Source organism: Ahrensia sp. R2A130 (assembly GCF_000179775.1).
Taxonomy (GTDB): Bacteria; Pseudomonadota; Alphaproteobacteria; order Rhizobiales; family Rhizobiaceae; genus Pseudahrensia.
This window is the reverse complement of the sequence record NZ_AEEB01000005.1, coordinates 21,084-44,564: the sequence shown is the minus strand read 5'-3', so window position 1 is coordinate 44,564 and position 23,481 is coordinate 21,084. Positions and strand designations below refer to the sequence as shown.

Genomic DNA, 23,481 nt, shown 5'->3' with positions numbered 1-23,481 from the left:
TTTCATCCCTTGGTCAGCGAACGGGCGTTCCAGATGTCTTTCGCGTAGCCTGCAATCGTACGGTCGGATGAGAACCAGCCCATGCGCGCGGTGTTGAGGATGGTCTTGCGGGTCCAGTCGCGGCTGTTACGATAATCTGCATCGACGGTTCTCTGAACGTTGAAATAATCATCGAAATCGCAGGTGACGAGGAAGTAGTCGTCTGTGCGAAGGCGCTCCATCAATGATGTGTAGCGGTCCTTGTCGCCGGGCGAAAAAACACCGGCTTCGATCTGCTCGACAACGCGGGTGAGGCGCGGGCTGGCGTCGATAGCCTTCTGGGCGAAGTCCTTCACCTTGCGGCGTTCTTCAACCTCGGCTGCGGTGAGGCCGAAGAGGTAGAAATTCTCTGCGCCAACGTGCTCACGTATTTCCACGTTTGCGCCGTCCAGCGTGCCGATGGTCATGGCACCGTTGAGCGCGAACTTCATGTTGCCAGTGCCCGATGCTTCCTTGCCTGCGGTGGAGATTTGCTCCGACAGGTCGGTGGCCGGTATCATCATCTCGGCCATGGTGACGTTGTAATTGGCCGGGTACAGCACCTGCAGCATGTCGCGGGTTTTCGGGTCCGCGTTCAGCTTCACCGCCACGTCGTTGATAAGATGGATGATCTCCTTGGCGACCACATATCCGGGTGCCGCCTTACCACCGAAGACTTTCAGGCGCGGTGTCCAGTTTGCGGTGGGGTTGTCGGATATGTCGTTCCAAAGCGCGACGGTCTCCAGCAGGTTCATCAACTGGCGTTTGTATTCGTGCAGGCGCTTGATCTGGATATCGAACATCATCGCAGGGTCGATGGTGATGCCGTCGCGGTGTTTAATCCACTCGGCCATGCGCTGCTTGTTGGCGGCTTTGGCTTCTGCAAAGCGGGCGATGAAAGCGTCGTCGTCGGCGTGGGCTTCTAGACCTTTCAACTGCTCCAGATCGGCGGGCCAAGCGGTGCCTATCGTGTCATTTATCAGAGTGCGAAGCTGAGGGTTGCACTCGTAAAGCCAGCGTCGCGGGGTGATGCCATTGGTCTGGTTGACGAGACGGTCAGGATAAGTGGCGTGGAGATCGGTGAACAGATTTTCCTTCACCAACTCGCTGTGCAGCGCGGAAACGCCATTGACCTTATGGGCCATGATGACAGCCAATTCGCCCATCTTCACGTGCTTGTCTTCGATGATTTTAATCTTGCTGCCGGTTGAATCGGCGTGGCTCTTTTCGACGATCTTCACGATTTGCAAATGGCGCGGCAGCAGCTTGCCGAAGAGTTTGACCGACCACCGCTCCAGCGCTTCTGGCAACAGGGTGTGGTTGGTGTAAGCGAGGCAAGCGCGCGCGGTTGTGATCGCTTCATCCATTGCCATGCCGTGCTCATCTGCCAGCAGGCGAACAAGTTCGGGGCCGGCAACGGCAGGGTGAGTGTCGTTCAACTGGATCGCGACGTGGTTGGGCAGGGACGTTAGATCATTGCCTTCATCGAGGTGGCGCTGCAGCAGATCGCGCAGGGACGCTGCGGTGAAGAAGAACTCCTGTTTAAGGCGGAGTTCTTTGCCGATGTCGGTGGTGTCATCGGGATACAGAACGCGCGAAATGTTGCGTGCGTCCATTTCTGCCTTGGCGGCTTTTTTGTATTTGCCCTTGTTGAACGCATCGAGATCGAAGGGCGTGACTGGGCGCGCAGCCCAGAGGCGAAGCGTGTTGGTCCAGTTGCCCTCCCAGCCGACGACCGGTGTATCATGAGTAACGGCGAGTACGGATTCTGCCGGAATCCACGTGGTTTTTCCGGAAATTTCCTTCACTTTTCCGCCAAATCCTATGGAAATCTGCCGTTCAGGGCGTTCGATTTCCCAAACATCACCGGCTTTCAGCCAAGTTTCAGCCTCTTCCATCTGGCGACCGTCTTCGAAGCTTTGTTCGAACAGGCCGTGTTCATAGCGGATGCCGTAACCGAAAGCGGGGATGCCGAGCGTCGATAGACTGTCGAGAAAACAGGCGGCCAGACGACCGAGGCCACCATTGCCGAGCGCTGCGTCTGGTTCGCGTTTGACCAGACTATCGTAGTCCTGCCCGAGCGCAGCCATTGCGTTGCGCGCTGCGTCTTCAATCCGCAAGTTGGTGATGAGGTCTTCTATCAACCGACCCATGAGGAACTCCATGGACAGGTAATAGACGCGCTTTGCACCACTTTCCTTCGCTCGACTTTCGCTTTCCAGCCATGGCTTTACGGCTTGATCGCGGATGGCCAACGAAAGCGCCAACCGCCAGTCGCGGTCTGAGGCGTTGGCCTCGTCGGTGGCAAGGGAAAGATGCAGATGACGAAGCACTTCGTCTTGCAGTTGCGCGGCGTCGAGAGATGGCATGGCTGAAGTCACAATCGCGGTGATGGATCGAAAAGAAGCGCCGTTTTGACGGGCGTTTTCTAAATCGTTTAATTTCACCGTGTTCGTGGGTTGTCCAGATGCAAGTTGCAGCGAGCCCACTCGTGTCGCAGCTGTGCCACTAAACGAGAGAGAAATTCAAACGTCCGGTAGATCATCAGCCAGAATTTCGTTGAAATCACATTCCGGGCAATCTTCCAGCCAGATGTGATCATCCTCATCACCCACCGGAACGGCAGCTGTGATCGAACCGGTGACGAGATCATCGCTTGCGGTGTCGAGTGCGGAAGAGGTGCAGCCTTGGACGAAAGCCAATGTGGCAACAGCGAAAAGTGTCGTGATGAACCGGCGCATGGCCATCCCCTTTGCCCGCCCGGACGAAGAAGCTTTCCACGGATACCATCGCAGACGGACTTAAAGATGCGGCTTCGAAATTGGATTGAATTGCGAAGGCTGCATTAACGGACCGTCAGCATTTGCCGACGGCCCGCTACGCTTATCTGGTGATGATTTCTGGACCCATCAACAGAGTTGGCAGGAAGGTCGAGATGATCGGGATGTAGGTCACCATGATCAGGAACACGAACAGGATGCTGACCCACGGCAAGGCGGCTTTCACCACCTGCATCATGGACATGCCTGCTACGCCTGCCGTGACGAAGAGGTTCAACCCCACCGGCGGCGTAATCATTCCGATCTCCATGTTCACGACCATGATGATGCCGAGATGGATCGGGTCGATGCCCAACTCCATGGCAATCGGGAACACCAGCGGTGCTACAATCACCAACAGGCCGGATGGCTCCATGAATTGGCCACCGATCAATAGGATTATGTTGACCATCACGAGGAAAAGGATCGGGCCAAAGCCCATGCCGATGATCGAGTTGGCGATGGCCTGCGGGATTTGCTCCTCGGTCAGCACATGTTTCAACACCAACGCATTGGCGATGATGAAGAGCAGCGTCACAGTTAGCTTGCCCGCTTCGAACAACACGCGGCGCGTGTCTTCATGGAAGAAGGAGAGTGGTAGGCGTGATCCTGTTTGCCACAGAGCCCGACCCATCACCGGTACGCCTTTTACCAGCGCCAGCGGTGCTGCTGCACCTTCTCGAATGACGAGGTAGATTAAGCCTGCGATCGCCGCGATTACGGCTGTCCAAAGAGTATCGAAGTTGGTGATGCTCTCTTCGTAGAACTTGTCCAACACTTTGATAAAGCCGAACAAGGTGAGGGCGTAGATGACTGCGAAATATCCATTGCGGCCCGAACGATCTTCGCCTTCGACCAGCTTCACCTCTTTCAACGGGCCCATATCGCGATAAACGAATTGTGCGACGAAGAAGGCATAAACAACTGACACAGCCGCAGCTTCTGTCGGTGTGAACACGCCGCCATAAATGCCGCCCAGAATGATGAAGATGAGGAATAGGCCCCACATGGCATCGCGGGCTGCTGCGAAGATTTCTGCAAACCCTGCGAAGGGCTGCGAGGGTAGATCCTTCACGCGGGCAACCACGTAGATGCCGACCATCAACATGAAGCCTGCCAGCAGTCCGGGAATGACACCGGCCAGGAACATACGACCCACGGACACATCAACCGACGACGCATAGACCACCATGACGATGGAAGGCGGAATGAGGATGCCCAACGTACCTGCGTTACAGATCACGCCTGCTGCAAAGTCCTTCGTGTAACCGACCTGCACCATGCCAGCGATGACGATGGTGCCGATGGCGATCACGGTCGCGGGTGATGAACCTGATAGCGCTGCAAACAACATGCAGGCGAAAACCGAGGCGATGGCGAGGCCGCCCTTGAAGTGACCCACAAGCGAAATAGCAAAACGGATGATGCGTTGCGCTACGCCGCCGGTGGACATGAATGCGGAAGCGAGAATGAAAAAGGGAATAGCGGTGAGCGTGTAATGCTCGTCCATTGCGTTGAAATAGGTCTGCGCGATGGAGGCCATCGAGGCGTCGGAATAGATCATCAAGAAGGTGATCGATGCCATGCCCAGTGAAATGGCAATCGGCACACCGATGGCGAGAAAACCGATGACCATGCAGAAGAGAAAGAGAGTAGCCATGGTTTAGCGCTCCCCGTCATTGTTTGTGGATTGTTTGGCTTTTTCTGCCAGAACACGATTGGTTTGCAGGTCGTCCAGTTCCTCTTCGACCTCATGGGAAACGATGATTTGGTCACGCTGACCACGAGCCACCATCAGAGCTGCCTGCACAAAACGAATGAGCAGCAGCACCGATGCGATGGGCATCACGGCGTAGGGAATAAAGCGGGGCATCTTCTCGTAGGCTTCGCCTTCGTTGAAGACATAGGACATCCATCCGAGTATCGCGGGCATGGGAATGTCATCGACTTCGTACCAAGCGCGCTTGGTGACGAAGGGCCACCAGTATTCGAAAGACGCCCAAACAAAGATGAGCGACCAAGCGATGCAAACGGCGACTGCTAGCCATGCCAGCGTGCGCTTGGTGCGGCTCGACATCATGGTCAGCAGCACATCGACACCCAGATTTGCGTTCACCTTTACGGTGTAGGACGCGCCGATGAGCACCAACCATGCAAAGAGAATTTTGGTTGCTTCGTAGGCCCAAAGAATCGTTGCGTCGGACTCCCGTGCAACGACGGCTGCGAAGGTTATGGCAACCATCGCGAACATCACCAGCGCGATGAAGCCTTCCTCCACGCTATCGGTCCAGTTGCGCCTGCGCGCGGGTTCGTTGCCGGTCATGTTCATTCCTCCCCGTGTCTTCTTCAGCGCATTTTCGGTGCGCTAAGAAAACGGGCGGGCCGTTTCCGACCCGCCCGCCTGTTATGTCGTCATTTTGGCGGTGTGCCCGTTAGCCCGCGCCGTTGGCGGCGGATGCTGCGTCCATCAGGTCGGAACCGATATCGCCTTCGAATTTTTTCCAAACGGGCTTCATGGCATCAACCCATTTCTGGCGCTGCTCATCAGTCAGCTGACGAACGGTGCCGCCTGCCTGGATGATGAGCTGCTTGTTCTCTTCGTTGACCTTGGTGGACTCCGCGTTGCGGGTTTCGGTCACTTCTTTGAGGATCTTTGCCAGCGGATCGCGGATGTCAGCGTCCAAGCCTGCCCACCATTCATCCGATGTCACGACCAGATAGTCGATGATGCCGTGGTTGGATTCGGTCACGCCGTCCTGAACTTCGAAGAACTTCTTGCCGTAGATGTTGGACCATGTGTTTTCCTGGCCGTCGACGGTGCCGTTCTGCAACGCGCCATAGACTTCGGAAAAGGCCATTTTTTGCGGATTGGCGCCGAGCGCTTCCATCTGCGCGACGAGAACGTCGGAGGGCTGGACGCGGAATTTCAGGCCCTTGGCATCTTCCGGGTTCACCAATGGCACCTTGGCGGAGAACTGCTTCATGCCATTGTGCCAGAAACCAAGACCCTGAAGGCCACGACGTTTCATGGAGTCGAGCAAAGCCTGACCGCCTTCGGAGTTCTGGAACCGGTCGACAGCGTCGATGTCGTTGAAGCGGAACGGCAGATCGAAAATGCGGAATTTCTTGGTGAACTTCTCGAATTTCGACAGCGAAGGAGCAGCAAGCTGCACGTCGCCGTTCAACATGGCTTCCAGCACGTCATTATCGTTATAGAGCGTGGAATTGGGGAATACTTCCATGCAGGCTTTACCCTGCATTTCTTCGTTCACTCGCTTTTCCAGAAGTGATGCGGCAATGCCCTTCGGGTGCTTGTCGGTGTTGGTGACGTGGGCGAATTTGATGACCACTTCGCCATCGTCGCAAGCGGCATAAGCGGCGGGTGCTGCGGTGGCGAAAAGTACGGCAGCTGCTGCTGCGGTGATGAGATTTTTCATGATTGTCCTCCCGGGAACGTTTCTCGCGGTGCCATTGGGCACGATTGCCTGCTTTGCAGGTCAGGCCAGATTGTCGCAGAAGGAAAAGATCTGTGCTAAGAATTAATTATCCATATAAATCATACGCTTGAGTATTTTTTGGCGAACAGTGGGTAGAATTCTACCCACGTTCTTCCGTCGAAATTCCATAACGCTTCATCTTGTCGTAGAGGCCTTTGCGTGAGAGGCCGAGAGCCTCGTAGGTCGCCTTTATGCTTCCGTCCTGCCGTTCCAACTCCGCTTCGATGAGCACACGCTCGTGTGCTGCGACACGTTCCGACAGACGGGAATTCGGCGCGTTATCCTGCAGGGACCAAGACCCCAGAACGAACCGTTCGGCTAGTGCTTGAAGTTCTCCAAGATTCCCCTGCCAGGATTGTGCGACCAGCCAATCCTCCATGCCTGCAACGATGTTGGGCAACGGCCTGCGAAAGCGGTCGCTGGCCTGCCGCGCCAACGCTAGAAACAAGGTTGTTATATCCTCCCGTCTTCGCGAAAGCGGGGGGAGTTCCAGCTGTCGCTCAGCAAATGCCCCGTTCATGTTCGCGTCGATACGGAAGCTTGCTGCAATAGTTGCAAACAGCACCGGCGCATTAGGTCGGGTTGCGTGCTGGAAGATGGCGGTACGAACAGCGTCGGGAATGAGCGAAAGGCTTTCAAGAACTAGTGCACCGTCACGTGCACGAACCAAGGCTCCATTGGTTGCCAGAAGTTCGAGTTCTGCCATGTCTGGCGAAAGGTTGGCGCAGTTGACCGTTATCACCGGTCGCGCATCTGTCTCAAATGGTGCCAGAAGGTGCGTCAACAGATGTGTGTGTCCGCTTCCGGTGGGCCCAATCAGTAAAGCTCCTGCGCAAGCGCATTGCAAAGTGTCGAAACGCTTGCGTAAATCCGTCGCTATAGGTGATGGTCCTAGAAGTGGAAGGGGCGCGAGCTGTTTTTCTTTTCCTTCGGGTCCGTCGAGAACGGCTTCTATAGCCTTACAGAGACGTGACATCTCAAAGGGTTTTTCAACGAAATCGGACGCACCGGATTGCATGGCTTTTACCGCAAGTGCCACATCTCCATGGCCTGTCATGAGGATGATTGGTAAGCGCGGTTCGATGCCTTTGATGGCTTCCAGCAACTCCAGTCCATCCATTCTGGGCATCCGGATATCGCTGACGACCACGCTTGGTATTGTCCCGGCTAGGGCATCGAGTAGCTGCGCGCCGTCGCTAAAACCATGAACGTCAAATCCTGCCAGTTGAAGCGACTGGATGAGTGCTGGGCGCAAGTCTTCATCATCGTCAACCAGCCAAACTGTGGGTTCAAGCATCAAGCAGTACCCCGTCGTCTGAGTTGGAAACTGCGTTGGCTTCGTGGCGTTTCAATACCAGTTGGAATGTTGCTCCCGGATCGTTGTCCAGCAACCGTAGGGTTCCGCCGAAATCGTGAGCGATATTGTAGGCGATCGACAGACCTAGCCCGAGGCCCTCACCAACGGGGCGCGTGGTGAAGAATGGTTCGAACACATAGGGAGCATCTTCTTCGCTGACGCCTGATCCATCATCGCTAACGGTGAGTGATACGGTCTCGTCCAGACATTCGATTGTAAATGTAACCCGCTCTTCGGCTGCCGATACTGCATTCGACAGAAGGTTGACCAAAATCTGCGACAAGCGAACCGTGCCACCAGCTACGGTCACGTCGCTTGACACTCCAGGCCAGCTAACCGTCACGTTCGTCTTTTGCGAAATGGGGTCGATGAGAAGACGTACCTCCTCCACAACTTCGGTCAGCCGAACGGCCCGGATAGTCTGGCCGGGTGATCGTGCGAAAGAACGTAGGGCTTTCGACAGGCCACTCATTCGGTTTGTGACCGTGCCGATGCGTTCCAGTGCCTCTGTGGCGTCTGCCGGTTGGTCGCGTTCCAATAGTTTTAGAGCGTTGTCGGCGTAGGCGCGGATTGCTGCCAGAGGCTGATTGTATTCATGGGCGAGCGAGGCAGACATCCGGCCTAGTGCTGCCAGTTTTGCGGTTTCCACCAAATCGTCTTGCGCGGCACGAAGTGCGTGGTTGGCATCTGCCAGATCGCGTGTGCGGTCCCGCACCCTACGTTCCAGCCGCAGCGCTTGCGCCTTGTCTTGCCGTTTCAAGGCTTGTTGGGTCCGTCGTCGCCACCAAAAGGTTGATGCGATGACTGCTAGCAAAAGTGACGCAAGTGAGATGGCTCCGAATGTGCGCCACCACGCCGCCTGCGCGGTTTTATCGGAGCGCCGAACGTGCAGTGTCCAACCGGTTTGAGGAAGGTAACGCGACACCTCTATCGGTGCATCCAACCTGCCCTCGAAAGACGCATCGGCTAGATCATTGCCGACCATGAGCGTACCATCCGGTGCGGTAAGAAAGATCGGGTCAAGCGCCAATTGCCAGGCTTCGACGAGACCTTCGAGATCCACGACAACAGCAACCACACCCTGAACGGCCCCTACATTGTTTTCGCGAACGCCGTAGGAAAATGCGTAGTAAGGACGGCCGCGATAGCGCAGCAAAGTTCGTCCCAAACTGCCCTGCACCGGCGTGACTGTTAGGCTTTGTAAAGTCGACGCGTCTTGCGCCGTTAGCACGGTATCGAGTGAGCCCAGGATCGTGCCATCCGTCTTGAGTAGTCCAATATCAACAGCACCGGAAAGACCGGCTGTATCGACCATGAAGGCTTGTGCGGCTTTTTGATCGACCGTTTCGCCTCGCTGCGGAAACAGCGCTTTCACATCACCGCGGTGAGCCAAAAGGGTGGGTAGGTAACGGTACTTTTCCAACACGCCTTGAAGCGTTTGAACCTGCAGCGCGAGTGAATTACGCGTGTTGTCACGCAGTGCATCGGTTGCGGCGGCGCGGCTTAGTCCTGCAGCCCAGAACGCGACGCCCAACCATGTAGCGACGGCCATAGCCACCACCACAGCGGTCAGCAGTTTGTCTGGTTTGGAAATTTGTCCGGTAATGGTCATGGAGATTGGCATAGCGATGCTGGTGCTGATTTGCCAACACCGGACATGCAAACGCCCGGCTCTGCTGGGGCAGAACCGGGCGTCTGGAAGTTCGGAGTAGTTCTTATGCGGAGCGGTAAAGCTTCGTCATGGAGAACTCGCGATGGCCCAGCGCTTCGGCTGCAGTGTTGCGACCATTGGCGGTGCGGCGGATCATTTCGATCAGGTCATCACCGGCTTCGTCGATGGTTTTTTCGCGGGTCAGGATGCCCGTCACGTCGACGTCCACGTGCTCGGACATGGTGCGAACGGTGCGCGGGTTGGCAGTGATCTTGATGACCGGCACGATTGGGTTACCAACAACGTTGCCCTGTCCTGTTGGGAACGTATGAATGACAGCGCCACCGGCGGCCATCAGTGTCACACATTCTGCAGCGGCAGACGATGAATCCATGAAGTAGAGGCCGTTGCCTTTGGCAGGCGCCTCGGCGGGCTCGAGAATGTCGATATAGGTGCTGGTGCGACCGATTTTCTCAAGGTTGCCGAGGGCTTTTTCTTCGATGGTGGTCAGGCCGCCTTCGATGTTGCCCTTGGTGGGCTGGCTGTCGGACAGATCATCGGTCTGGTGGGCGAAGATGACGTCGTTCTGATAGGCTTCCCACATCTTGTACCAGCGCTGGCCGACTTCTTCGTTAGCCGCTTTCTTGACGCAGATATGTTCTGCACCGGTGATCTCTGATGTTTCACCGAAGAAACCCGTGATGCCTTTTGGCAGAAGCTTGTCGTACATGTTGCCGACGGTCGGGCAGGAGCCGAGGCCGGTGGTTGTGTCGGACTCGCCGCATTTGGTGGAAACCCACAGTTCCGACATATCACACTCTTCGCGCTGAAGCTCGGATGCGTAGTGGACGAACTCTTTCGCTTTCCACGATGCCTGACGGATGGTTTCGAGATCACCCTTCTGCTCGATGGAGATGCCGAAGACGGGCTTGCCGGTGGCTTCGATGCCTTTGACGATCTTGTCGGTCCAGCCTGGCTCGATGCCGATTACCACGACAGCGGCAACGTTCGGGTTGGCGCCGGTGCCGATGATGGTGCGGAAATGTACGTCAAGATCTTCACCGAACTGCAGACGACCATAGGCGTGTGGGATCGCCATAGTGCCTTTGATGTTGTTGCAAACGGCTTCACAAGCAGCGTTTGAAATATCGTCCACGGGCAGAATGATAACGTGGTTGCGAACGCCCACGCGGCCATTGTCGCGGCGGTAGGCCATGATTTTATCGGACATTGTTGTCTCCTTGTCAGCCAATCAGGCTGCGTAATTTTAAAAGAGCGGGAGGCGAATGCCTCTTACCAGCGTTTGGTTTTCAGATTCTGCGTGTGGACGTGGCAGCCTTTTTTCACAGCGCCGACGAACTTGCCGATATCTTCGCCATATTTGGTGGCGGTGTCGCCTTCGGCGATGTCCTTGAGCGCGATCTTGTGGCCGATCGGCACATCGTCGTTTGCGGTGAGTTTGAAGGAAGAGTTGTCGTGGGTGACGACGCACAGCATTTCGGTGCCAGCGGTCAGGCCTTCGACGACGACGACGCCGACATTGTCCTCGTGGTCATGGACCAGAAGTTGTGGAATATTGCTCAAGGGGTTTCTCCAGCGGTTACGAAGTAGGATTGAGTGTTGTGATGGTTCTATAACTCTTATATAAGAGTAGTTGCAACCCTTTGTCGCGTCGATTGAGCGCTAAAAAAAAGTTTCAGGAATCTCGTTTGGCCACTCCTCTTTATCAATCGGTCGTCGAGGCCATCACCAACCGTGTGGTCAGCGGTGAACTGGGGCCGGGCGCGATATTGCCGAGTGAGAAAGATTTGGGTGTTGAACTGGGTGTCAGCCAAGGCACTGCGCGGAAGGGTCTTTCGCTGCTGGAAAGCAAAGGCATTTTGCAACGGCGGCAGGGTTTGGGAACGTTCGTTGCTACCACGACACCGGAAAGTGCGCTGTTTCATTTCTTTCGTTTGCGGGACGAGGACGGCGCACAGGTGCAACCGCATTTGCTGACCGAGAAAATAAAAAAGCGAAACATTCGTGCGGCAGAACGAGCTGTGCTTACCTCATCAGGCGACAAGGTTTATGAGTTAGTGCGGGTGCGCGCGGTGGCTGGCAAACCTGTCGTGCGGGAGACCATCGTGTTTCCGGTCTCGCTGTTTCCAGGCCTGCACGAGCGGGGCGAATTGCCCAACGCGCTCTATGCCTTGTTCCAGCGCTCCTACGGTATCGCTGTTGTGGGTGCGAGGGAACGGTTGAAGGCGGCAGCCGCAAATGTTGCGGACGCCGCAGCTTTGGATGTTCCGCAGGGATCACCCCTGTTGCAGGTCGACCGCCGCGCCATCGATATCATGGACCGTGTGGTGGAGGTCCGTTCGAGCCGATACGTGACGGACGATCTGCATTATGACATTTCGCTGAGGTAACGTTTTCAGTGGCCTGAATGGTTAGCGGGTGCGCCCGCGCCGATTGCGGCAACAGGCATCTGAACTGTTACCTCTCCGGCATTAGCGAAGGTTAGGGTGACGGGAACTGTATCACCTTCTTTCGGCGACGCTTTCATTTCCATAAACATGAGATGGAAGCTACCGGGTTTGAGCTGAACAGTTGCACCGGGCTCGATGGTGAGACCGTCTTTCAACTCTGCCATTTTCATGATGCCGTCGGTCACGGACATTTCGTGCACCTCCACGCGGCCTGCGAAATTAGCTGAACCGCCAATTAGCCTGTCTGCTGTCGTGCCGTTGTTTGTAACGGTTAAATAGCCGCCGCCGACCTTCGCATTGGGTGGCGTCTGGCGGGTCCATGCGCCAACAATTTCAAGGTCGCCGACCTTGACCGTTTCCCCCATTTTCATGGATGCGTTTTGCAGTTGGTCGTGATCGCCGTGGCTCATGTCGTGGTGCATCATCGTCATGGCTGCATATGCGGTGCCTGCAACGGCCACTACGACGGCGGCTGCGATGATGAGGCGCGAGGTTGTTTTGGACATATCTGTCTCCTGAGTGAACTGAAATTGGTGCGAAAAACTCGCGTAAATTCAGATCAGTGCAGGCGGAGCCCTAGGGCCGTGGAGATTTGTTGCTGGTCGTAGGTGAAGCGCGAATGCTTTCGCAGCTTTCAAGATATGAGCGCTGCCAAAGGCGACCGTCAAACCATTTGCCGTTTGCGGTATCAATCCTGACCAGACGCTCAGACAACAGTGCTTGCAGGTTGTTGCCGTGGGTTTCGTGTCGCCATCGGGCGCTATTGCAGTCGTGCCAATACACAGGCTCGACCATGCTGTGCCGGGCGCGGCAGCTGCCGTGGTCATTGCCAGATTGACGACCACCAGAAGGCAGGCAAGCGTCGCCAGCGGCTGCCGCAATTCGCGCAGCATATCGAGCAGGAAGGGGCGATTGGTTTTGATCATCGACTGTTGTCTAACCCGAAGAATGAGTGCTGGCGAGACGTTGTGGTGTATTCTGTAGCGCGGCACATGGCGCGTCCAAGTGTCAACCTTCATGATAGCGTTTCACGCACGGCCCATGCCCTCGTAATATGGGAGTTCGTTCAGGAGCGGTGCGCGGTTTCTAACTGTTTGATGAGTTCTGCCACCACCACGTAGAAACTTTCCGGAATCAACGCGCCTAGCGGTACAGATTTGTGCAGGCCGCGGGCGACAGGGATGTTTTCTACCACCGGCACACCAGCTTCTTCGGCGATCTCCCGAATGCGCCAGCACAGGCGTTCTTGCCCCTTTGCCACTACCACCGGTGCCACGTCCTTTGTGGGATCATAACGCAGCGCGACCGCAACGTGGATGGGATTGGCCACAACAAGTGTCGCGTTGGGTACGGCTTCCATCATGCGATTTCTGGCACGGTCGCGGGCGACCGATTGCTGGCGTGCTTTTACGATCGGATCGCCATCGGATTGCTTCACCTCGTCTTTCACTTCCTTCAGCGACATACGAAGACCTTTGCGCCAGGAAAAGCGTGTCCACACCACATCGACGACCGCTACGAACACCATGGCGAGCAAAATGGCGGTCAACATTCCGCCCAGTAAATCACGGACGGTATCGCCGATGTAATAAGGCCCCAGCGGCATGGCCTGCATCATTTTTTCTGGTGCGCCTGCTAACACGCTGACCACGGCTGTGGTGGCGACAGATAGTTTCGCCAACTGCTTTGCAAAGTCGAATAGGCCCTGTTGGCCGAACAACCGTTTGGCGCCTTTTGCCGGTGAGATGCGCTCGTATTTTGGGGTGATACGGTCTGCGACCATGCGCGGTTCTGCTTGAATGAATGCCGATATCAGCGCACCTATAATGACCATGATGAGAAATGCTGCCAGTGCTAGTGAAGCTTCAGCTGCTATGCTTCCGCTCAAGGTTGCTGCGTCGCTGCCTGAAAGAATTCTGATCGTGCCCGCATGTTCCCAAAGGCCGCCCAGTTTGTCGGACAGACCAACCGCCATGTCGCGTGCAAAAGTTGAAACGAAAACTGTGAGCACGATGAGTGATGCGACGATGGCCACCTCTCGGGACACCGCAGTCTGCCCCTTGTCGAGCGCGTCTTTGATTTTTTTCTCAGATGGCTCTTCGCTTTTTGAGCCATCATCTTCATCGGACATGGCCTAGCTTTGCGCCTCGGTCTCATCCTGCTTGGGGAGCTCGATTGCGCCTTCTGCAACCAGCGACAATACCATACCGGCGATCATCCGTCGCGCATCATCTATAGCTTCCTGTTTGATGGGTGCGCCACCTTCCAACTCGCTTTCGATCATCCGACGTGCGCGTTGACCCAGGGATGAAAGTGCGGCTTCGCGAACTTCTGGTTCTACGCCTGTAAGCGCCAGTACTGTGCGGTCAGCAGGGCATTTATCGAAAATTGTGGCGCGTGCAGTTTGTGACAGGCGTACAATATCGCCGAAGCGGAAGACGCGCGTTTCGACTTCCGCGAAGCGGTCTGCAGCTGTCGAGCCACGCAGTGAAGCGAGCAGCGCATCGCCCTTTTCTGCCGACATACGGTTAACGATATCAGCGACGCGACCGGGTTCACCGGCTTGCTTCTCGACTGTCCCCGTTAGTTCGAATGTGGTCGATAACCAGTCAGCAGCTATTTCTCTGAAAGGTTCGGGAGGTCCGGCTTGTTCAACCATTGCCGAAGCGATCAAGTCACGGTTTTCATCATCAAGAGAAGCGAGAATTTCAGCAGCGATTGCTGAATCTATTTGGAGCAAAATGAACGCTGTCACACCGGGGTTTTCAGTCTTTAGAAACGCTACCAGATCATCGCGTTTCATGGTGCTCAATGCCTGCCATGTATCCAGAGGAGCAACGGTCTCTTCCAGCTGCGGGATCTCTCCCGTCTCTGGTTCGGGCTCAGGAGCAGGCTCCAGCAGATCGGCAAAGCGACGGTTGGCGTCCACGATGCCTGCGCCTGCCAACCATGTGTTTTCCATCTCATCCACCAGAGCATCAAAGCGGTCTTGCGGGAGATCCTGGATCGAACCACCTGCATTACGAAGACTCCGGGTTTCCTCAGGTGAGAAATGAGACAGCAGTTTCGCGGCGCGTTCACGCCCCATTGCAACAAGCAGAGCTGCCACTTCTTCCGGCACCACAGGTGTAACGGGTTTGGATGTTGTTTTGTCAGGCGACACGTTGATCGCTCACATCAGATGCGGGTGCTTCGTTTTCTGCTGTGTTTTTGTTGGTCGAAGTTTCAGCCGCCGATGCTTTCCTTGCCGATGGTGCTGCTTTTGCCGCGCCGGAAAGTTTGGTGAGGCGCACGCCAAACCGTTCACCGCTCTCGTCCACAGCACAGAGCTGGCCCCAAGCGATGGTTGTGCCATTGGCGACGATCTCCACCGGGTCGCCGATGCGGCGATCAAGCGACAGGGTGTCGCCGATGCTCAGGTTCATCAGGTCGGATACGGGAAGGCGGGCATGACCCAAGACCACATCGACATCCAGTGGGATCGACCAAAGGGAATTTGTCGCGTCACGCTTAGGACTGACAGGTGATCTGGAGGCGGCTGGTGACACATCCGCCAATGCGTCTGCGACCTTGTCGAAATCGTAGCGTGGTGTTGCCGGTGCGCCTTCGATCTCTGGTGATGTTGTCTGCGTTACTTCTTCTGCAGGCCCATCTAGCTCGCTGGTCATTGGTGCGTCTCCTTGTCGGAAGTGGGCGCTGAATTGGGTCTGGCGAGAATGTCGCCGATGCAGAAAACGTCTTGGCCGTTGACCTGAACCATGGTGCCTTCAAGCAACGGACCATCTTTGGTGGATGCACGCACTGACAGTTTGTCGTCAGGCAGCCCGATGACATCACCCACTTGCAACTCGCCGATTGAAAGCAGCGACATCCGGCGGGCCGTTGCAGTGACACGCAGATCGATCTCGGATGTTAGCACCGCGTCTTGTGTCGTTGCTTTAGCTATGAACGCGCTTGGCGTTTCAACCTTCATCAGTCTTGCATCGATGTTCAATGTGATGCGACCGAGGACGGTTTCGAACTCTTGTTTGAGCAATGCGGCGCTTCGTTTCTGTGGAATTGCTATGCCCAGCACGACGCTCTGACTGCCGGACTTTGCGCTATCAGTGTCTTGAGATTTCCAGACAGGAGACTGCGGCAGAGTGATCTTACTTGCTAACGCAAAAGCCCCGACGACTGATTTCGCAATTGCGATGATCAACTCGCGGGTGAGTGGACCGTCGATATTGTGTGATGAGCCTACAGTTTTAGTGCCCGTCAATGTCGCCAGACATATCGCCTGCGCTGTCGCATCGAGAGTGAATGTCAGACCACAATCAGGTTCTGTCGCTAGAATGAGCTGCTGCGAGGACTGGCGTTCCTCAGCGGCACTACCTTCCAACGTCACTGCGAGGCGGCACCCCAATTCCTCTAGCTCGAGCAGGTTATCGTCGCGCCCCGAAACCATGTCCCGCACTGCGTTCTTGAAGACCGTGTTGTCCGCCTGAACGTCATCTGTTGCCTCTACGTTAGATGAGTTGGCATTTCGCGTTGCAAGCATCTGGTCTCGCAGACGTGCTGGGAGTCTGTCTTCCAAAGTTTGTTCCACAAGGTTCATGCTGCTGCCGCCACAGGACCGCCAGCCAGCTGTTCTTCCATCTGGTCAATGCTTGGCCGGTCATGACCGGAAATTGCCTTGCGGCCGAACTCCAAAGCAATCTGCGGTACGGCACCGTTCATCGATGCGATGAGTGTTTGTTTGGCTACAAAATAGACGCGCAGATGAGCCTCGCGAACAGCTTTCAATTTTCCGGCGATTGGCGCGACGACGGCGTAAGAGAGGAAGATGCCAACGAAGGTACCAACAAGTGCAGCGCCGATGAGGCCGCCGAGAATCTCCGGCGATGAATCAATCGCACCCATCGCTTTCACCACGCCCAGAACGGCCGCAACGATGCCCAACGCTGGAAGACCATCGCCTATGACAGTGAGCGCGTGAACGCTTTCCATACGCTCGTGCCGGATGGTGTGAATTTCCTCTTCCATCAACGCTTCCACTTCGTGGGAACGGGCATTGCCGACGAGGATCAGCCGGCAATAATCACAGATGAAAAAAGTCAGATCCTTGTTGCCAAGAACCACTGGGTAATTTTTGAAGATCTCACTGTCTTCCGGCGCATCGATATGGCCCTCGACTTCGCTGGACGGTTTGGTGCGCATCTCGCGCAACAGCGCATGAAGAAGCCCTAGGATTTGAAGGTAGTCATCGGGGCCGGGAACCTTGGCCTTTAATGCTTCGACCAAACCCTTACCGGTATCCTTTACCACCGGCATCGGGTTGGCGATAAGGAATGTGCCGATGGCAGCACCGCCGATGATGACAAATTCCCACGGCTGGGCGAGCACCATGAGCTTACCGCCCATCGCCATGTAGCCTCCAAGCACGCAACCCAGCGTAATGATAAGGCCGATGATAATGCCCATAGGCAGCAAATTCCGGTTGGCTGAAGGATGATGAACCCAGTTTGACCGTGTTGGCTTGTGCGGGGCTTTCGCGGTGCTGTTTGCGCGGCCAGTAGCGGTGGCAAGGCAGGCGCAAGGCGCACGCCGTATGGTGAACGAAACGTCACCACCGCACGGGATTTTGTTATGCCCACAACCGGAATTGAAACCGGCCTGTCCGTCTCTTTGTCCTCACAGCTTGCGCTGGAGCGACGGTTGGGAACGCTGGCCGATAATGTCGCCAATTCCGGCACGGTAGGGTTCCGCGCGACGCATGTGCGTTTTGCAGAAATCGAACAGCGAGTCACTGGTGGAGATGAGTCGCAGACCACATCATTCGCATCACGCGGCCGAAGTGTGTTGTCACCGACAGCGGGTACTTTGGTGGAGACCGGTGCGCGGTTGGATGTTGCTATCAAGGGGGAGGGCTGGTTCGCACTACAGGGCGCAGCGGGCAAAATCATGACCCGTGACGGGCGCTTTCAAATGGATGCGGAAGGCCAGCTTCGTTCGGTCAATGGCGATGAGGTGCTCGATCCCGGTGGTGCGCCATTGGCGTTGAATGTCGCTGCTGGCCCGCCTACCATCGGGTCAGACGGATCCATTGTTCAAAACGGCCAGCAGGTCGGCGCAATAGGTTTGTACGCTTTTGACCCCGGCACCGACCCGGTGCGCATTGGCACATCTGGCATTCTTGCTCAAGGCGCGCCTGTAGCGCTTGTTGATGGCGATGCACCTTCTGTGCTGCAGGGCTATGTCGAGCAGGCTAATGTCGATCCGGTGCGCGAGATGACGAACCTTATAACCATCCATCGCACCTTTGATAATGTCGCAGCGATGGTGCGGAAGTCCGACGCGGCGCTTGAAAAAATGATGCAGATTCTTGGCGGCAATCGCTGATGGTGCACCGCTTCAAATTCACCCTGGGTGACATCGCCTTCAAGGCATCGGGGGTTGCGTTGGCTGGCCTTAGCATGACCTTCGCATTCGATACCGCGACGCAACCGCAGCGCTACGGTCCGCCTGTGATGAAGTTCGAGCGCCTTGATCAAGTGGCTGAATCTCTCGGCAAGATGGATCGCGAACGGGCAGGGCTCGCGCAACTTCGTTTGCCAGCAGGTGAGCGGACTATCGCTACCAACAATGTGGGCATTGATAGAACGGTTACGGGCAGCATCGCCGTTTCCGATGCGTTGGATAATGACGACACCACCATTGGTGCAGGGCCAAAAGGTGAAAGCCTCTTGCTGTTTTCCGCCAAAGGGCGCGCCCTGCTCTCTGTGAGTGGACGAATGATTATCGCTGCGCCCGGCACGCGATTGCCTGATGGCGACATCATTCAACATGTCGGCATCAATACGGTAACCACTCGCGGTGGACGTGTGTTTGAAAAGACTGCTTCTGGAAGCTGACGTAAAGCGCAAGGCTCGCGCAAGTGGCGCGGGTTAACCATGATCTATGGAAACGATTTCACCTCTTTCGGCCTCATCGGCTTCGCCACGAACGAACGATTTGTTCTCCTTGGCACAGCAGCATTCCAATTGGGTTGAGGCGCGCCAGAAGGTTGTTGCCGCAAATATCGCTCATGCTGATACGCCCGGTTTTCGTGGTTCTGATGTTGCGCCATTTGCCTCTTTGATGAGTGCAGACGCCAAGCCTGTTGGCATGGCGACGACGCATGCAGGCCACATGGTAGCCGATGGCAGTGACGCAAAAATTGGTGTTGTGGCACGCGATAGCACAGGTATTTCGCTGGAAAGCGAGATGGCTGAAATCAGCGCGGTGCGCCGCGAGCACGGGCTGAACACGGCAATCGTGAAAAGCTTCCACCGTCTCTATCTCACATCGATCAGGGGTTAGATTATGGATGCTCTTTCTGCCGCAATGAAGGTCGCCAGCTCCGGTCTTGCTGCCCAGTCTCAGCGACTTGAAGTCGTCTCGCAAAACATTGCCAACGCGCAATCGACGTCACGGGTGGCAGGTGGTGAGCCCTATCAACGCAAAACGATCACATTCACTTCGGCATTGGATCAGGCGAATGCCGCGCAGATGGTCGATGTCGATAAGATCGGTCGCGACCCGTCCAGCTTTTCTGCCAAGTTCGACCCGTCCAGCCCCGGTGCAGATGCGAAGGGCATGGTGAAGATGCCCAACGTCAACGTGTTGGTGGAAATGGCTGACATGCGGGACGCCAACCGTGCTTACGAATCCAACTTGCAAGTCATGAAACAGGTGCAAGACATGGTGACCGCCACCATCGATCTGATGCGTGGAGGCTGATGTGATGATCGATCCAATTTCGGCAACAGCAGCTTCCAGCGCCGGACAGACTGCTGCGACAGCCCTAGCTAAACCGCCAGTCACGAACGCGCCGACAGGCATATCGTTTGCCGAGATGTTGGGCTCTCAAGCGCAAAATCTTTCAAACGGCTTACACGGCGCCGAAGCAATTGCCGCTCAAGGCATGACTGGTGAAACCGGTATCCGGCAGGTGGCAGATGCAGTGATGGAAGCAGAGCGTTCCATGCAGGCCGCTGTCGTCGTGCGCGACAAGATCGTGGCTGCCTGGCTCGATATTTCCCGCATGGCCATCTGACCCGAAAGGAATTTTCTTATGAGAGCTTTATCTATCGCCGCCACTGGCATGCAGGCGCAGCAGAAGAATCTCGATGTGATTGCGCACAATATTGCCAATATCAATACGACCGGCTTCAAGCGCGGGCGGGTGGAATTTACAGACCTGATCTACGATACTGAACGTCTTAACGGCATCCCCAATCGCGCCAATTCAGCCAACGTCCCCGAGGGCGCGCATTTCGGCTTGGGGGTGCGAACTGCGTCCGTTCGCAACGTGCATTTGCAAGGACAAGTTGCGCAAACGGGCAACCGCTTCGATCTTGCGCTTACAGGTAATGGCTGGTTCCAGATCGAGAATGCTGCGGGTGAAACCGTCTATCAGCGATCAGGTGCATTCAACACAAACGGTGCCGGTGAGTTGGTGACGCAAGACGGTCTGCGGGTGCAACCGGGCATCACGGTTCCCGATAACACGACCGATATTTTCATCAACGCATCGGGTGCTGTGTTTGCCCGCGTTGGTGGTGCCGCTGAGCAGCAGGAAATCGGTCAGCTTTCGCTGGCGACTTTTGCAAATGATGTAGGCCTGACGCCATTGGGAGATAACTTGTTTGCCCAAAGTGATGCGTCCGGCGAACCGCAAGTGGGTACGCCGGGCGATCCCGGTTACGCCACGATTCGGCAAGGCTATCTGGAATCCTCCAACGTGGAGTCGGTGAAGGAAATCACCCAGCTCATCGCAGCCCAACGCGGCTACGAGATGAATTCGAAGGTCATTCAGGCAGCTGACGACATGGCTTCCATCGTGTCGCGTAACTTGCGCTGATGATGCGGTCCGTTCTCCTCTGCTGCGCCTTGTTGATGGTGTCGGGAGCCTTGGCACAGGATCAAGTGCTTGTTCCTGTGCGGACCATCTATCCCGGCGAAACGATCACCGCGTCCGATCTGCGCTTGGTCGAAGTCGCTGCGGGCCGTGAACGCCGACAGGGTGTCTTGCGCAATTGGGAAGATGGTATTGGTCGTGTGGCCACCGCTACACTTCTGGCGCGACGATACATCGTGACGAGAACACTTGTCGTCCCGCATGCGGTGAAGGTGGGTGAGGTCGTTCGTGTGACGTTTCGTCGGGCTGGCCTTACAATCGAGACAAAGGGACAGGCCTTACAATCGGGTGCCGTCGGTAAAGCTATTGCTGTGCGCAGTCGTGGCAATGCGAAGGTTTACCAAGCCGTCATTACAGCACCGGGTATGGTGGAGTTGGGATCGTGACTCGCTTGCTACCTGTTGTTTCCAGCACGGCGCTAATGGCCGCGTTTCTGATTGGCATTTTTGGGCCTGCATTTGCTGGTGAGTCAGGCACGTCTTTGCGTGTGGACAATGCAGCGCAAGCGGCTTTCGTACGCGGCGCTTCCCGCATAAAAGACATCGCCAAATTGCAGGTGACCCGCGACAATCAACTTGTTGGCTACGGCTTGGTTGTCGGGCTGCAGGGAACTGGTGATGGCCTTCGCTCTGCGCCGTTCACGCGCCAGTCTCTTCAGGCCATGTTGACCCGTCTTGGCATTGCATCGGGTGATGACCGCGTCTCGGCGAAGAACGTGGCTGCTGTCATAGTCACCACCAATCTTCCCGCTTTCGTCGAGACTGGCACGAGACTGGACACAACCGTTTCCTCTATTGGCGACGCTACTTCACTGCGCGGTGGTACGCTGGTGATGACGATGATGCAGGCGGGTGATGGCGAAGTTTATGCCGCCGCACAGGGCAATGTCATCGTGTCTGGCTTTCAAGCCGAGGGCGATGCGCAAAAGGTGACGCAAGGCGTGCCGACAACGGGACGCGTTCCCAATGGCGCGATTGTCGAGAAGGCCTTGCCCGCCAGCTTCTCGAATGAAACAAATTACATTCTTCAACTCCGCAACCCGGATTTTTCTACCGCCGTTGCCATGGCCGATACCATCAACGCGCACACCGCATCACTATACGGGTACAAGACTGCTCGAGAACGCGATGCGCGCACCATTCAATTGAGCCGCCCGAAGTCGGTGTCCTCGGCGCGGTTCATAGCGTCCATCGAGAACTTGCCGGTGGCAGCTCAAAGTGCGGCACGCGTTGTTTTAGATGAACGCACTGGCACTGTTGTGATCGGCGCGGAAGTTCGTATTTCACGCGTTGCCGTCAGCCATGGCGCGTTGACAGTGCGCATTACGGAACGCCCTGTTGTCGTGCAGCCGGAGGCGTTCTCGGATGGTGTGACTGCCGTGGAACCGGCCACCGATATCGAGGTCGCCAGTCGCGATGGTACTTTGTCCAAGATCGAAGGCACCAGCCTTGATGTTCTCATCCAAGGTCTGAACGAATTGGGTGTCGATCCGCAACAGACCATCGCGATTATTCAAGCGATCAAGACTGCCGGTGCGCTGCAAGCCGAGTTGGTGATCCAGTGAGGGTCGCACTTTTAATAAGTGCTGTTCTCGTCGTTGTGCCAGCGGCAGCGCAAACTCCAACGGCTAAGCTGGCTACCAGCGAGGCTGAGCGGTTTTGCGCCGGAATTATCGATGAAGCGCGTGAGCGCCGTTATTCGATCAAGCAACAGGAACTCGAGCAGCTTGGTGAGAAAATTGCCGTCAGCGTCGAGGCATTGAAAGCGCGACAGGCTGAATACGAAAGCTGGGTAAAGCGGCGTGATGATTTCATGGCACAGGCCAGTCAAACGCTCGTGGACATTTATACCAACATGCGGCCCGACGCTGCTGCGGTGAGGCTTGAGCGGCTGAATGACAGCCTTGTTGCCTCAATCCTGATGAAGATGCCAGTGAAGGGTGCAAGCACCATCCTCAATGAGATGAAGTCGAAAAAGGCTGCGGCTGTGACAGCGGTGATAGCAGCTTCCGGCCAGAGTAAAACAGGCAAGAGATCATGAGGCTTGCTCTCATTTTGGTGTTGCTGGCTTCGGGTTGTGCGCAGATCGACAAGCTGGACCAGCCTAAACCGATGAGCGCTGTGGAACATCCGGTTGCGCAGCACGCCTATGCTCGCCAGCCGGGATCCGCCACACGATCTTCCCTCTACCGTCCTGCCCGCAGCGGCTTGTTCACAGACCGGATCGCTTTGGACCCTGGTGACATCGTGACCGTGTTGGTCTCGATTGATGACCGGGCGAGTTTGCAAAACAAATCCGAACGACAGCGCACGGTTGGGCGCACCCTTTCTGGACAGGGTACCATCGCTGCCGGTTCACTCGTAGGTACAGGCAGTGGAAGTGCAGGCTTGGAAAGCCAGACGCGGTTTGATGGGGATGGGGCAACCGTACGTGCCGAGACCATACGTGTTTCGGTCGCTGCGATCATTCGCCAGCGCTACCCCAATGGTAATCTTCTCGTCGAAGGATCGCAGGAAGTGCGGGTCAATCGCGAACTGCGCCGCCTGACAGTCACGGGTATCATTCGTCCATCGGATATTGGTCCCAACAACACCATTCAATCCGAGCGTATCGCCGAAGCGCGCATCTCATATGGTGGTCGCGGTCCAATTGCTGAAGTGCAGAAGCCGCCTTATGGCGCGCGACTGTTAGACAAAGTGCTGCCGTTTTGAGTGAAGTGGCTGCGGA

The 23,481-nt window shown here is 56.1% G+C and carries 27 protein-coding genes; 11 read left to right on the top strand and 16 right to left on the bottom strand.

The window, feature by feature from the left end; all coding sequences use genetic code 11:
- Positions 1–2: 2 nt before the first annotated feature.
- From R2A130_RS06515 to R2A130_RS06475, 9 genes are all read right to left on the bottom strand, one after another.
- Complete coding sequence (locus tag R2A130_RS06515; protein ID WP_040305340.1) at positions 3–2,387, bottom strand: glycogen/starch/alpha-glucan phosphorylase; 2,385 nt, start codon at positions 2,385–2,387, stop codon at positions 3–5.
- Positions 2,388–2,543: 156 nt separating this feature from the next.
- Positions 2,544–2,759, bottom strand: a complete 216-nt coding sequence (locus R2A130_RS06510; RefSeq protein ID WP_156798427.1) for a hypothetical protein — start codon at positions 2,757–2,759, stop codon at positions 2,544–2,546.
- 142 nt (positions 2,760–2,901) lie between these two features.
- Positions 2,902–4,497: a TRAP transporter large permease gene (locus R2A130_RS06505; protein WP_009464209.1), complete on the bottom strand. Its 1,596-nt coding sequence runs from the start codon at positions 4,495–4,497 to the stop codon at positions 2,902–2,904.
- Positions 4,498–4,500: 3 nt separating this feature from the next.
- Complete coding sequence (locus tag R2A130_RS06500) at positions 4,501–5,160, bottom strand: TRAP transporter small permease (protein ID WP_009464208.1); 660 nt, start codon at positions 5,158–5,160, stop codon at positions 4,501–4,503.
- A gap of 109 nt (positions 5,161–5,269) precedes the next feature.
- Positions 5,270–6,274 carry a TRAP transporter substrate-binding protein gene (locus R2A130_RS06495; RefSeq protein WP_009464207.1) on the bottom strand — a complete coding sequence of 335 codons (1,005 nt, stop codon included), beginning with the start codon at positions 6,272–6,274 and terminating at the stop codon, positions 5,270–5,272.
- Positions 6,275–6,434: 160 nt separating this feature from the next.
- Complete coding sequence (locus tag R2A130_RS06490) at positions 6,435–7,631, bottom strand: sigma-54 dependent transcriptional regulator (protein WP_009464206.1); 1,197 nt, start codon at positions 7,629–7,631, stop codon at positions 6,435–6,437.
- Positions 7,624–9,303, bottom strand: coding sequence for a sensor histidine kinase (locus R2A130_RS06485; protein WP_198008655.1), 1,680 nt, complete (start codon positions 9,301–9,303; stop codon positions 7,624–7,626). The genes R2A130_RS06490 and R2A130_RS06485 overlap by 8 nt, the downstream gene beginning before the upstream one ends.
- A gap of 103 nt (positions 9,304–9,406) precedes the next feature.
- Positions 9,407–10,573, bottom strand: coding sequence for a UxaA family hydrolase (locus R2A130_RS06480; RefSeq protein ID WP_009464202.1), 1,167 nt, complete (start codon positions 10,571–10,573; stop codon positions 9,407–9,409).
- Between the two features lie 62 nt (positions 10,574–10,635).
- Positions 10,636–10,926 (bottom strand): UxaA family hydrolase, encoded by a 291-nt coding sequence (locus R2A130_RS06475; RefSeq protein ID WP_009464201.1) that lies wholly within the window; start codon positions 10,924–10,926, stop codon positions 10,636–10,638.
- 125 nt (positions 10,927–11,051) lie between these two features.
- Here R2A130_RS06475 and R2A130_RS06470 point away from each other — a divergent pair, with 125 nt between their 5' ends.
- Complete coding sequence (locus R2A130_RS06470) at positions 11,052–11,753, top strand: GntR family transcriptional regulator (protein ID WP_009464200.1); 702 nt, start codon at positions 11,052–11,054, stop codon at positions 11,751–11,753.
- Between the two features lie 5 nt (positions 11,754–11,758).
- Here the strand turns inward: R2A130_RS06470 and R2A130_RS06465 are convergent, their stop codons facing one another.
- The 7 genes from R2A130_RS06465 to motA form a co-directional block, all read right to left on the bottom strand.
- Complete coding sequence (locus tag R2A130_RS06465) at positions 11,759–12,319, bottom strand: copper chaperone PCu(A)C (protein ID WP_009464198.1); 561 nt, start codon at positions 12,317–12,319, stop codon at positions 11,759–11,761.
- Positions 12,320–12,367: 48 nt separating this feature from the next.
- Positions 12,368–12,739 (bottom strand): hypothetical protein, encoded by a 372-nt coding sequence (locus R2A130_RS06460; protein WP_009464196.1) that lies wholly within the window; start codon positions 12,737–12,739, stop codon positions 12,368–12,370.
- 140 nt (positions 12,740–12,879) lie between these two features.
- Positions 12,880–13,944: a flagellar biosynthesis protein FlhB gene (locus R2A130_RS06455; protein WP_009464194.1), complete on the bottom strand. Its 1,065-nt coding sequence runs from the start codon at positions 13,942–13,944 to the stop codon at positions 12,880–12,882.
- 3 nt (positions 13,945–13,947) lie between these two features.
- Positions 13,948–14,976 carry a FliG C-terminal domain-containing protein gene (locus R2A130_RS06450; protein ID WP_009464192.1) on the bottom strand — a complete coding sequence of 343 codons (1,029 nt, stop codon included), beginning with the start codon at positions 14,974–14,976 and terminating at the stop codon, positions 13,948–13,950.
- The gene (locus tag R2A130_RS17500) at positions 14,966–15,481 is read right to left on the bottom strand and encodes a FliM/FliN family flagellar motor switch protein (RefSeq protein WP_009464191.1); all 516 of its coding nucleotides are present in this window, start codon (positions 15,479–15,481) and stop codon (positions 14,966–14,968) included. The genes R2A130_RS06450 and R2A130_RS17500 overlap by 11 nt, the downstream gene beginning before the upstream one ends.
- Positions 15,478–16,389 carry a FliM/FliN family flagellar motor switch protein gene (locus tag R2A130_RS06440; RefSeq protein WP_156798426.1) on the bottom strand — a complete coding sequence of 304 codons (912 nt, stop codon included), beginning with the start codon at positions 16,387–16,389 and terminating at the stop codon, positions 15,478–15,480. The genes R2A130_RS17500 and R2A130_RS06440 overlap by 4 nt, the downstream gene beginning before the upstream one ends.
- 17 nt (positions 16,390–16,406) lie before the next feature.
- On the bottom strand, positions 16,407–17,276 hold the full coding sequence (gene motA, locus R2A130_RS06435) for a flagellar motor stator protein MotA (RefSeq protein ID WP_009464187.1): 870 nt from the start codon (positions 17,274–17,276) through the stop codon (positions 16,407–16,409).
- A 165-nt stretch (positions 17,277–17,441) separates the two neighbouring features.
- Here motA and flgF point away from each other — a divergent pair, with 165 nt between their 5' ends.
- From flgF to R2A130_RS06385, 10 genes are all read left to right on the top strand, one after another.
- Positions 17,442–18,194, top strand: coding sequence for a flagellar basal-body rod protein FlgF (gene flgF / locus R2A130_RS06430; protein WP_009464186.1), 753 nt, complete (start codon positions 17,442–17,444; stop codon positions 18,192–18,194).
- Positions 18,195–18,268: 74 nt separating this feature from the next.
- A complete protein-coding gene (locus R2A130_RS06425) occupies positions 18,269–18,706 on the top strand; it encodes a hypothetical protein (protein WP_198008654.1) in 438 nt (145 codons plus the stop codon).
- A 109-nt stretch (positions 18,707–18,815) separates the two neighbouring features.
- Positions 18,816–19,154: a flagellar basal body protein gene (locus tag R2A130_RS06420; protein ID WP_156798425.1), complete on the top strand. Its 339-nt coding sequence runs from the start codon at positions 18,816–18,818 to the stop codon at positions 19,152–19,154.
- 3 nt (positions 19,155–19,157) lie between these two features.
- Positions 19,158–19,574 carry a flagellar basal body rod protein FlgC gene (flgC, locus tag R2A130_RS06415; protein WP_009464183.1) on the top strand — a complete coding sequence of 139 codons (417 nt, stop codon included), beginning with the start codon at positions 19,158–19,160 and terminating at the stop codon, positions 19,572–19,574.
- Between the two features lie 4 nt (positions 19,575–19,578).
- Entirely contained in the window at positions 19,579–19,890 is a 312-nt protein-coding gene (locus R2A130_RS06410; RefSeq protein WP_009464168.1) for a flagellar hook-basal body complex protein FliE, read from the top strand.
- A gap of 18 nt (positions 19,891–19,908) precedes the next feature.
- Complete coding sequence (gene flgG, locus R2A130_RS06405; RefSeq protein ID WP_009464167.1) at positions 19,909–20,697, top strand: flagellar basal-body rod protein FlgG; 789 nt, start codon at positions 19,909–19,911, stop codon at positions 20,695–20,697.
- Between the two features lie 50 nt (positions 20,698–20,747).
- On the top strand, positions 20,748–21,140 hold the full coding sequence (gene flgA, locus R2A130_RS06400; protein WP_198008653.1) for a flagellar basal body P-ring formation chaperone FlgA: 393 nt from the start codon (positions 20,748–20,750) through the stop codon (positions 21,138–21,140).
- A 5-nt stretch (positions 21,141–21,145) separates the two neighbouring features.
- Positions 21,146–22,318, top strand: coding sequence for a flagellar basal body P-ring protein FlgI (locus R2A130_RS06395; protein ID WP_009464165.1), 1,173 nt, complete (start codon positions 21,146–21,148; stop codon positions 22,316–22,318).
- Positions 22,315–22,794, top strand: coding sequence for a MotE family protein (locus R2A130_RS06390; RefSeq protein ID WP_009464164.1), 480 nt, complete (start codon positions 22,315–22,317; stop codon positions 22,792–22,794). The genes R2A130_RS06395 and R2A130_RS06390 overlap by 4 nt, the downstream gene beginning before the upstream one ends.
- A complete protein-coding gene (locus R2A130_RS06385) occupies positions 22,791–23,465 on the top strand; it encodes a flagellar basal body L-ring protein FlgH (protein ID WP_009464163.1) in 675 nt (224 codons plus the stop codon). The genes R2A130_RS06390 and R2A130_RS06385 overlap by 4 nt, the downstream gene beginning before the upstream one ends.
- The last annotated feature ends 16 nt before the right edge of the window (positions 23,466–23,481 follow it).

Coding starts and splice junctions, on each gene's coding strand:
- R2A130_RS06515 (WP_040305340.1), bottom strand. CDS start 2,387: ATGCCATCTCTCGACGCCGCGCAACTGCAAGACGAAGTGCTTCGTCAT.
- R2A130_RS06510 (WP_156798427.1), bottom strand. CDS start 2,759: ATGCGCCGGTTCATCACGACACTTTTCGCTGTTGCCACATTGGCTTTC.
- R2A130_RS06505 (WP_009464209.1), bottom strand. CDS start 4,497: ATGGCTACTCTCTTTCTCTTCTGCATGGTCATCGGTTTTCTCGCCATC.
- R2A130_RS06500 (WP_009464208.1), bottom strand. CDS start 5,160: ATGACCGGCAACGAACCCGCGCGCAGGCGCAACTGGACCGATAGCGTG.
- R2A130_RS06495 (WP_009464207.1), bottom strand. CDS start 6,274: ATGAAAAATCTCATCACCGCAGCAGCAGCTGCCGTACTTTTCGCCACC.
- R2A130_RS06490 (WP_009464206.1), bottom strand. CDS start 7,631: ATGCTTGAACCCACAGTTTGGCTGGTTGACGATGATGAAGACTTGCGC.
- R2A130_RS06485 (WP_198008655.1), bottom strand. CDS start 9,303: ATGACCATTACCGGACAAATTTCCAAACCAGACAAACTGCTGACCGCT.
- R2A130_RS06480 (WP_009464202.1), bottom strand. CDS start 10,573: ATGTCCGATAAAATCATGGCCTACCGCCGCGACAATGGCCGCGTGGGC.
- R2A130_RS06465 (WP_009464198.1), bottom strand. CDS start 12,319: ATGTCCAAAACAACCTCGCGCCTCATCATCGCAGCCGCCGTCGTAGTG.
- R2A130_RS06460 (WP_009464196.1), bottom strand. CDS start 12,739: ATGATCAAAACCAATCGCCCCTTCCTGCTCGATATGCTGCGCGAATTG.
- R2A130_RS06455 (WP_009464194.1), bottom strand. CDS start 13,944: ATGTCCGATGAAGATGATGGCTCAAAAAGCGAAGAGCCATCTGAGAAA.
- R2A130_RS17500 (WP_009464191.1), bottom strand. CDS start 15,481: ATGACCAGCGAGCTAGATGGGCCTGCAGAAGAAGTAACGCAGACAACA.
- motA (WP_009464187.1), bottom strand. CDS start 17,276: ATGGGCATTATCATCGGCCTTATCATTACGCTGGGTTGCGTGCTTGGA.
- flgF (WP_009464186.1), top strand. CDS start 17,442: ATGCCCACAACCGGAATTGAAACCGGCCTGTCCGTCTCTTTGTCCTCA.
- R2A130_RS06425 (WP_198008654.1), top strand. CDS start 18,269: ATGACCTTCGCATTCGATACCGCGACGCAACCGCAGCGCTACGGTCCG.
- flgC (WP_009464183.1), top strand. CDS start 19,158: ATGGATGCTCTTTCTGCCGCAATGAAGGTCGCCAGCTCCGGTCTTGCT.
- R2A130_RS06410 (WP_009464168.1), top strand. CDS start 19,579: ATGATCGATCCAATTTCGGCAACAGCAGCTTCCAGCGCCGGACAGACT.
- flgG (WP_009464167.1), top strand. CDS start 19,909: ATGAGAGCTTTATCTATCGCCGCCACTGGCATGCAGGCGCAGCAGAAG.
- R2A130_RS06385 (WP_009464163.1), top strand. CDS start 22,791: ATGAGGCTTGCTCTCATTTTGGTGTTGCTGGCTTCGGGTTGTGCGCAG.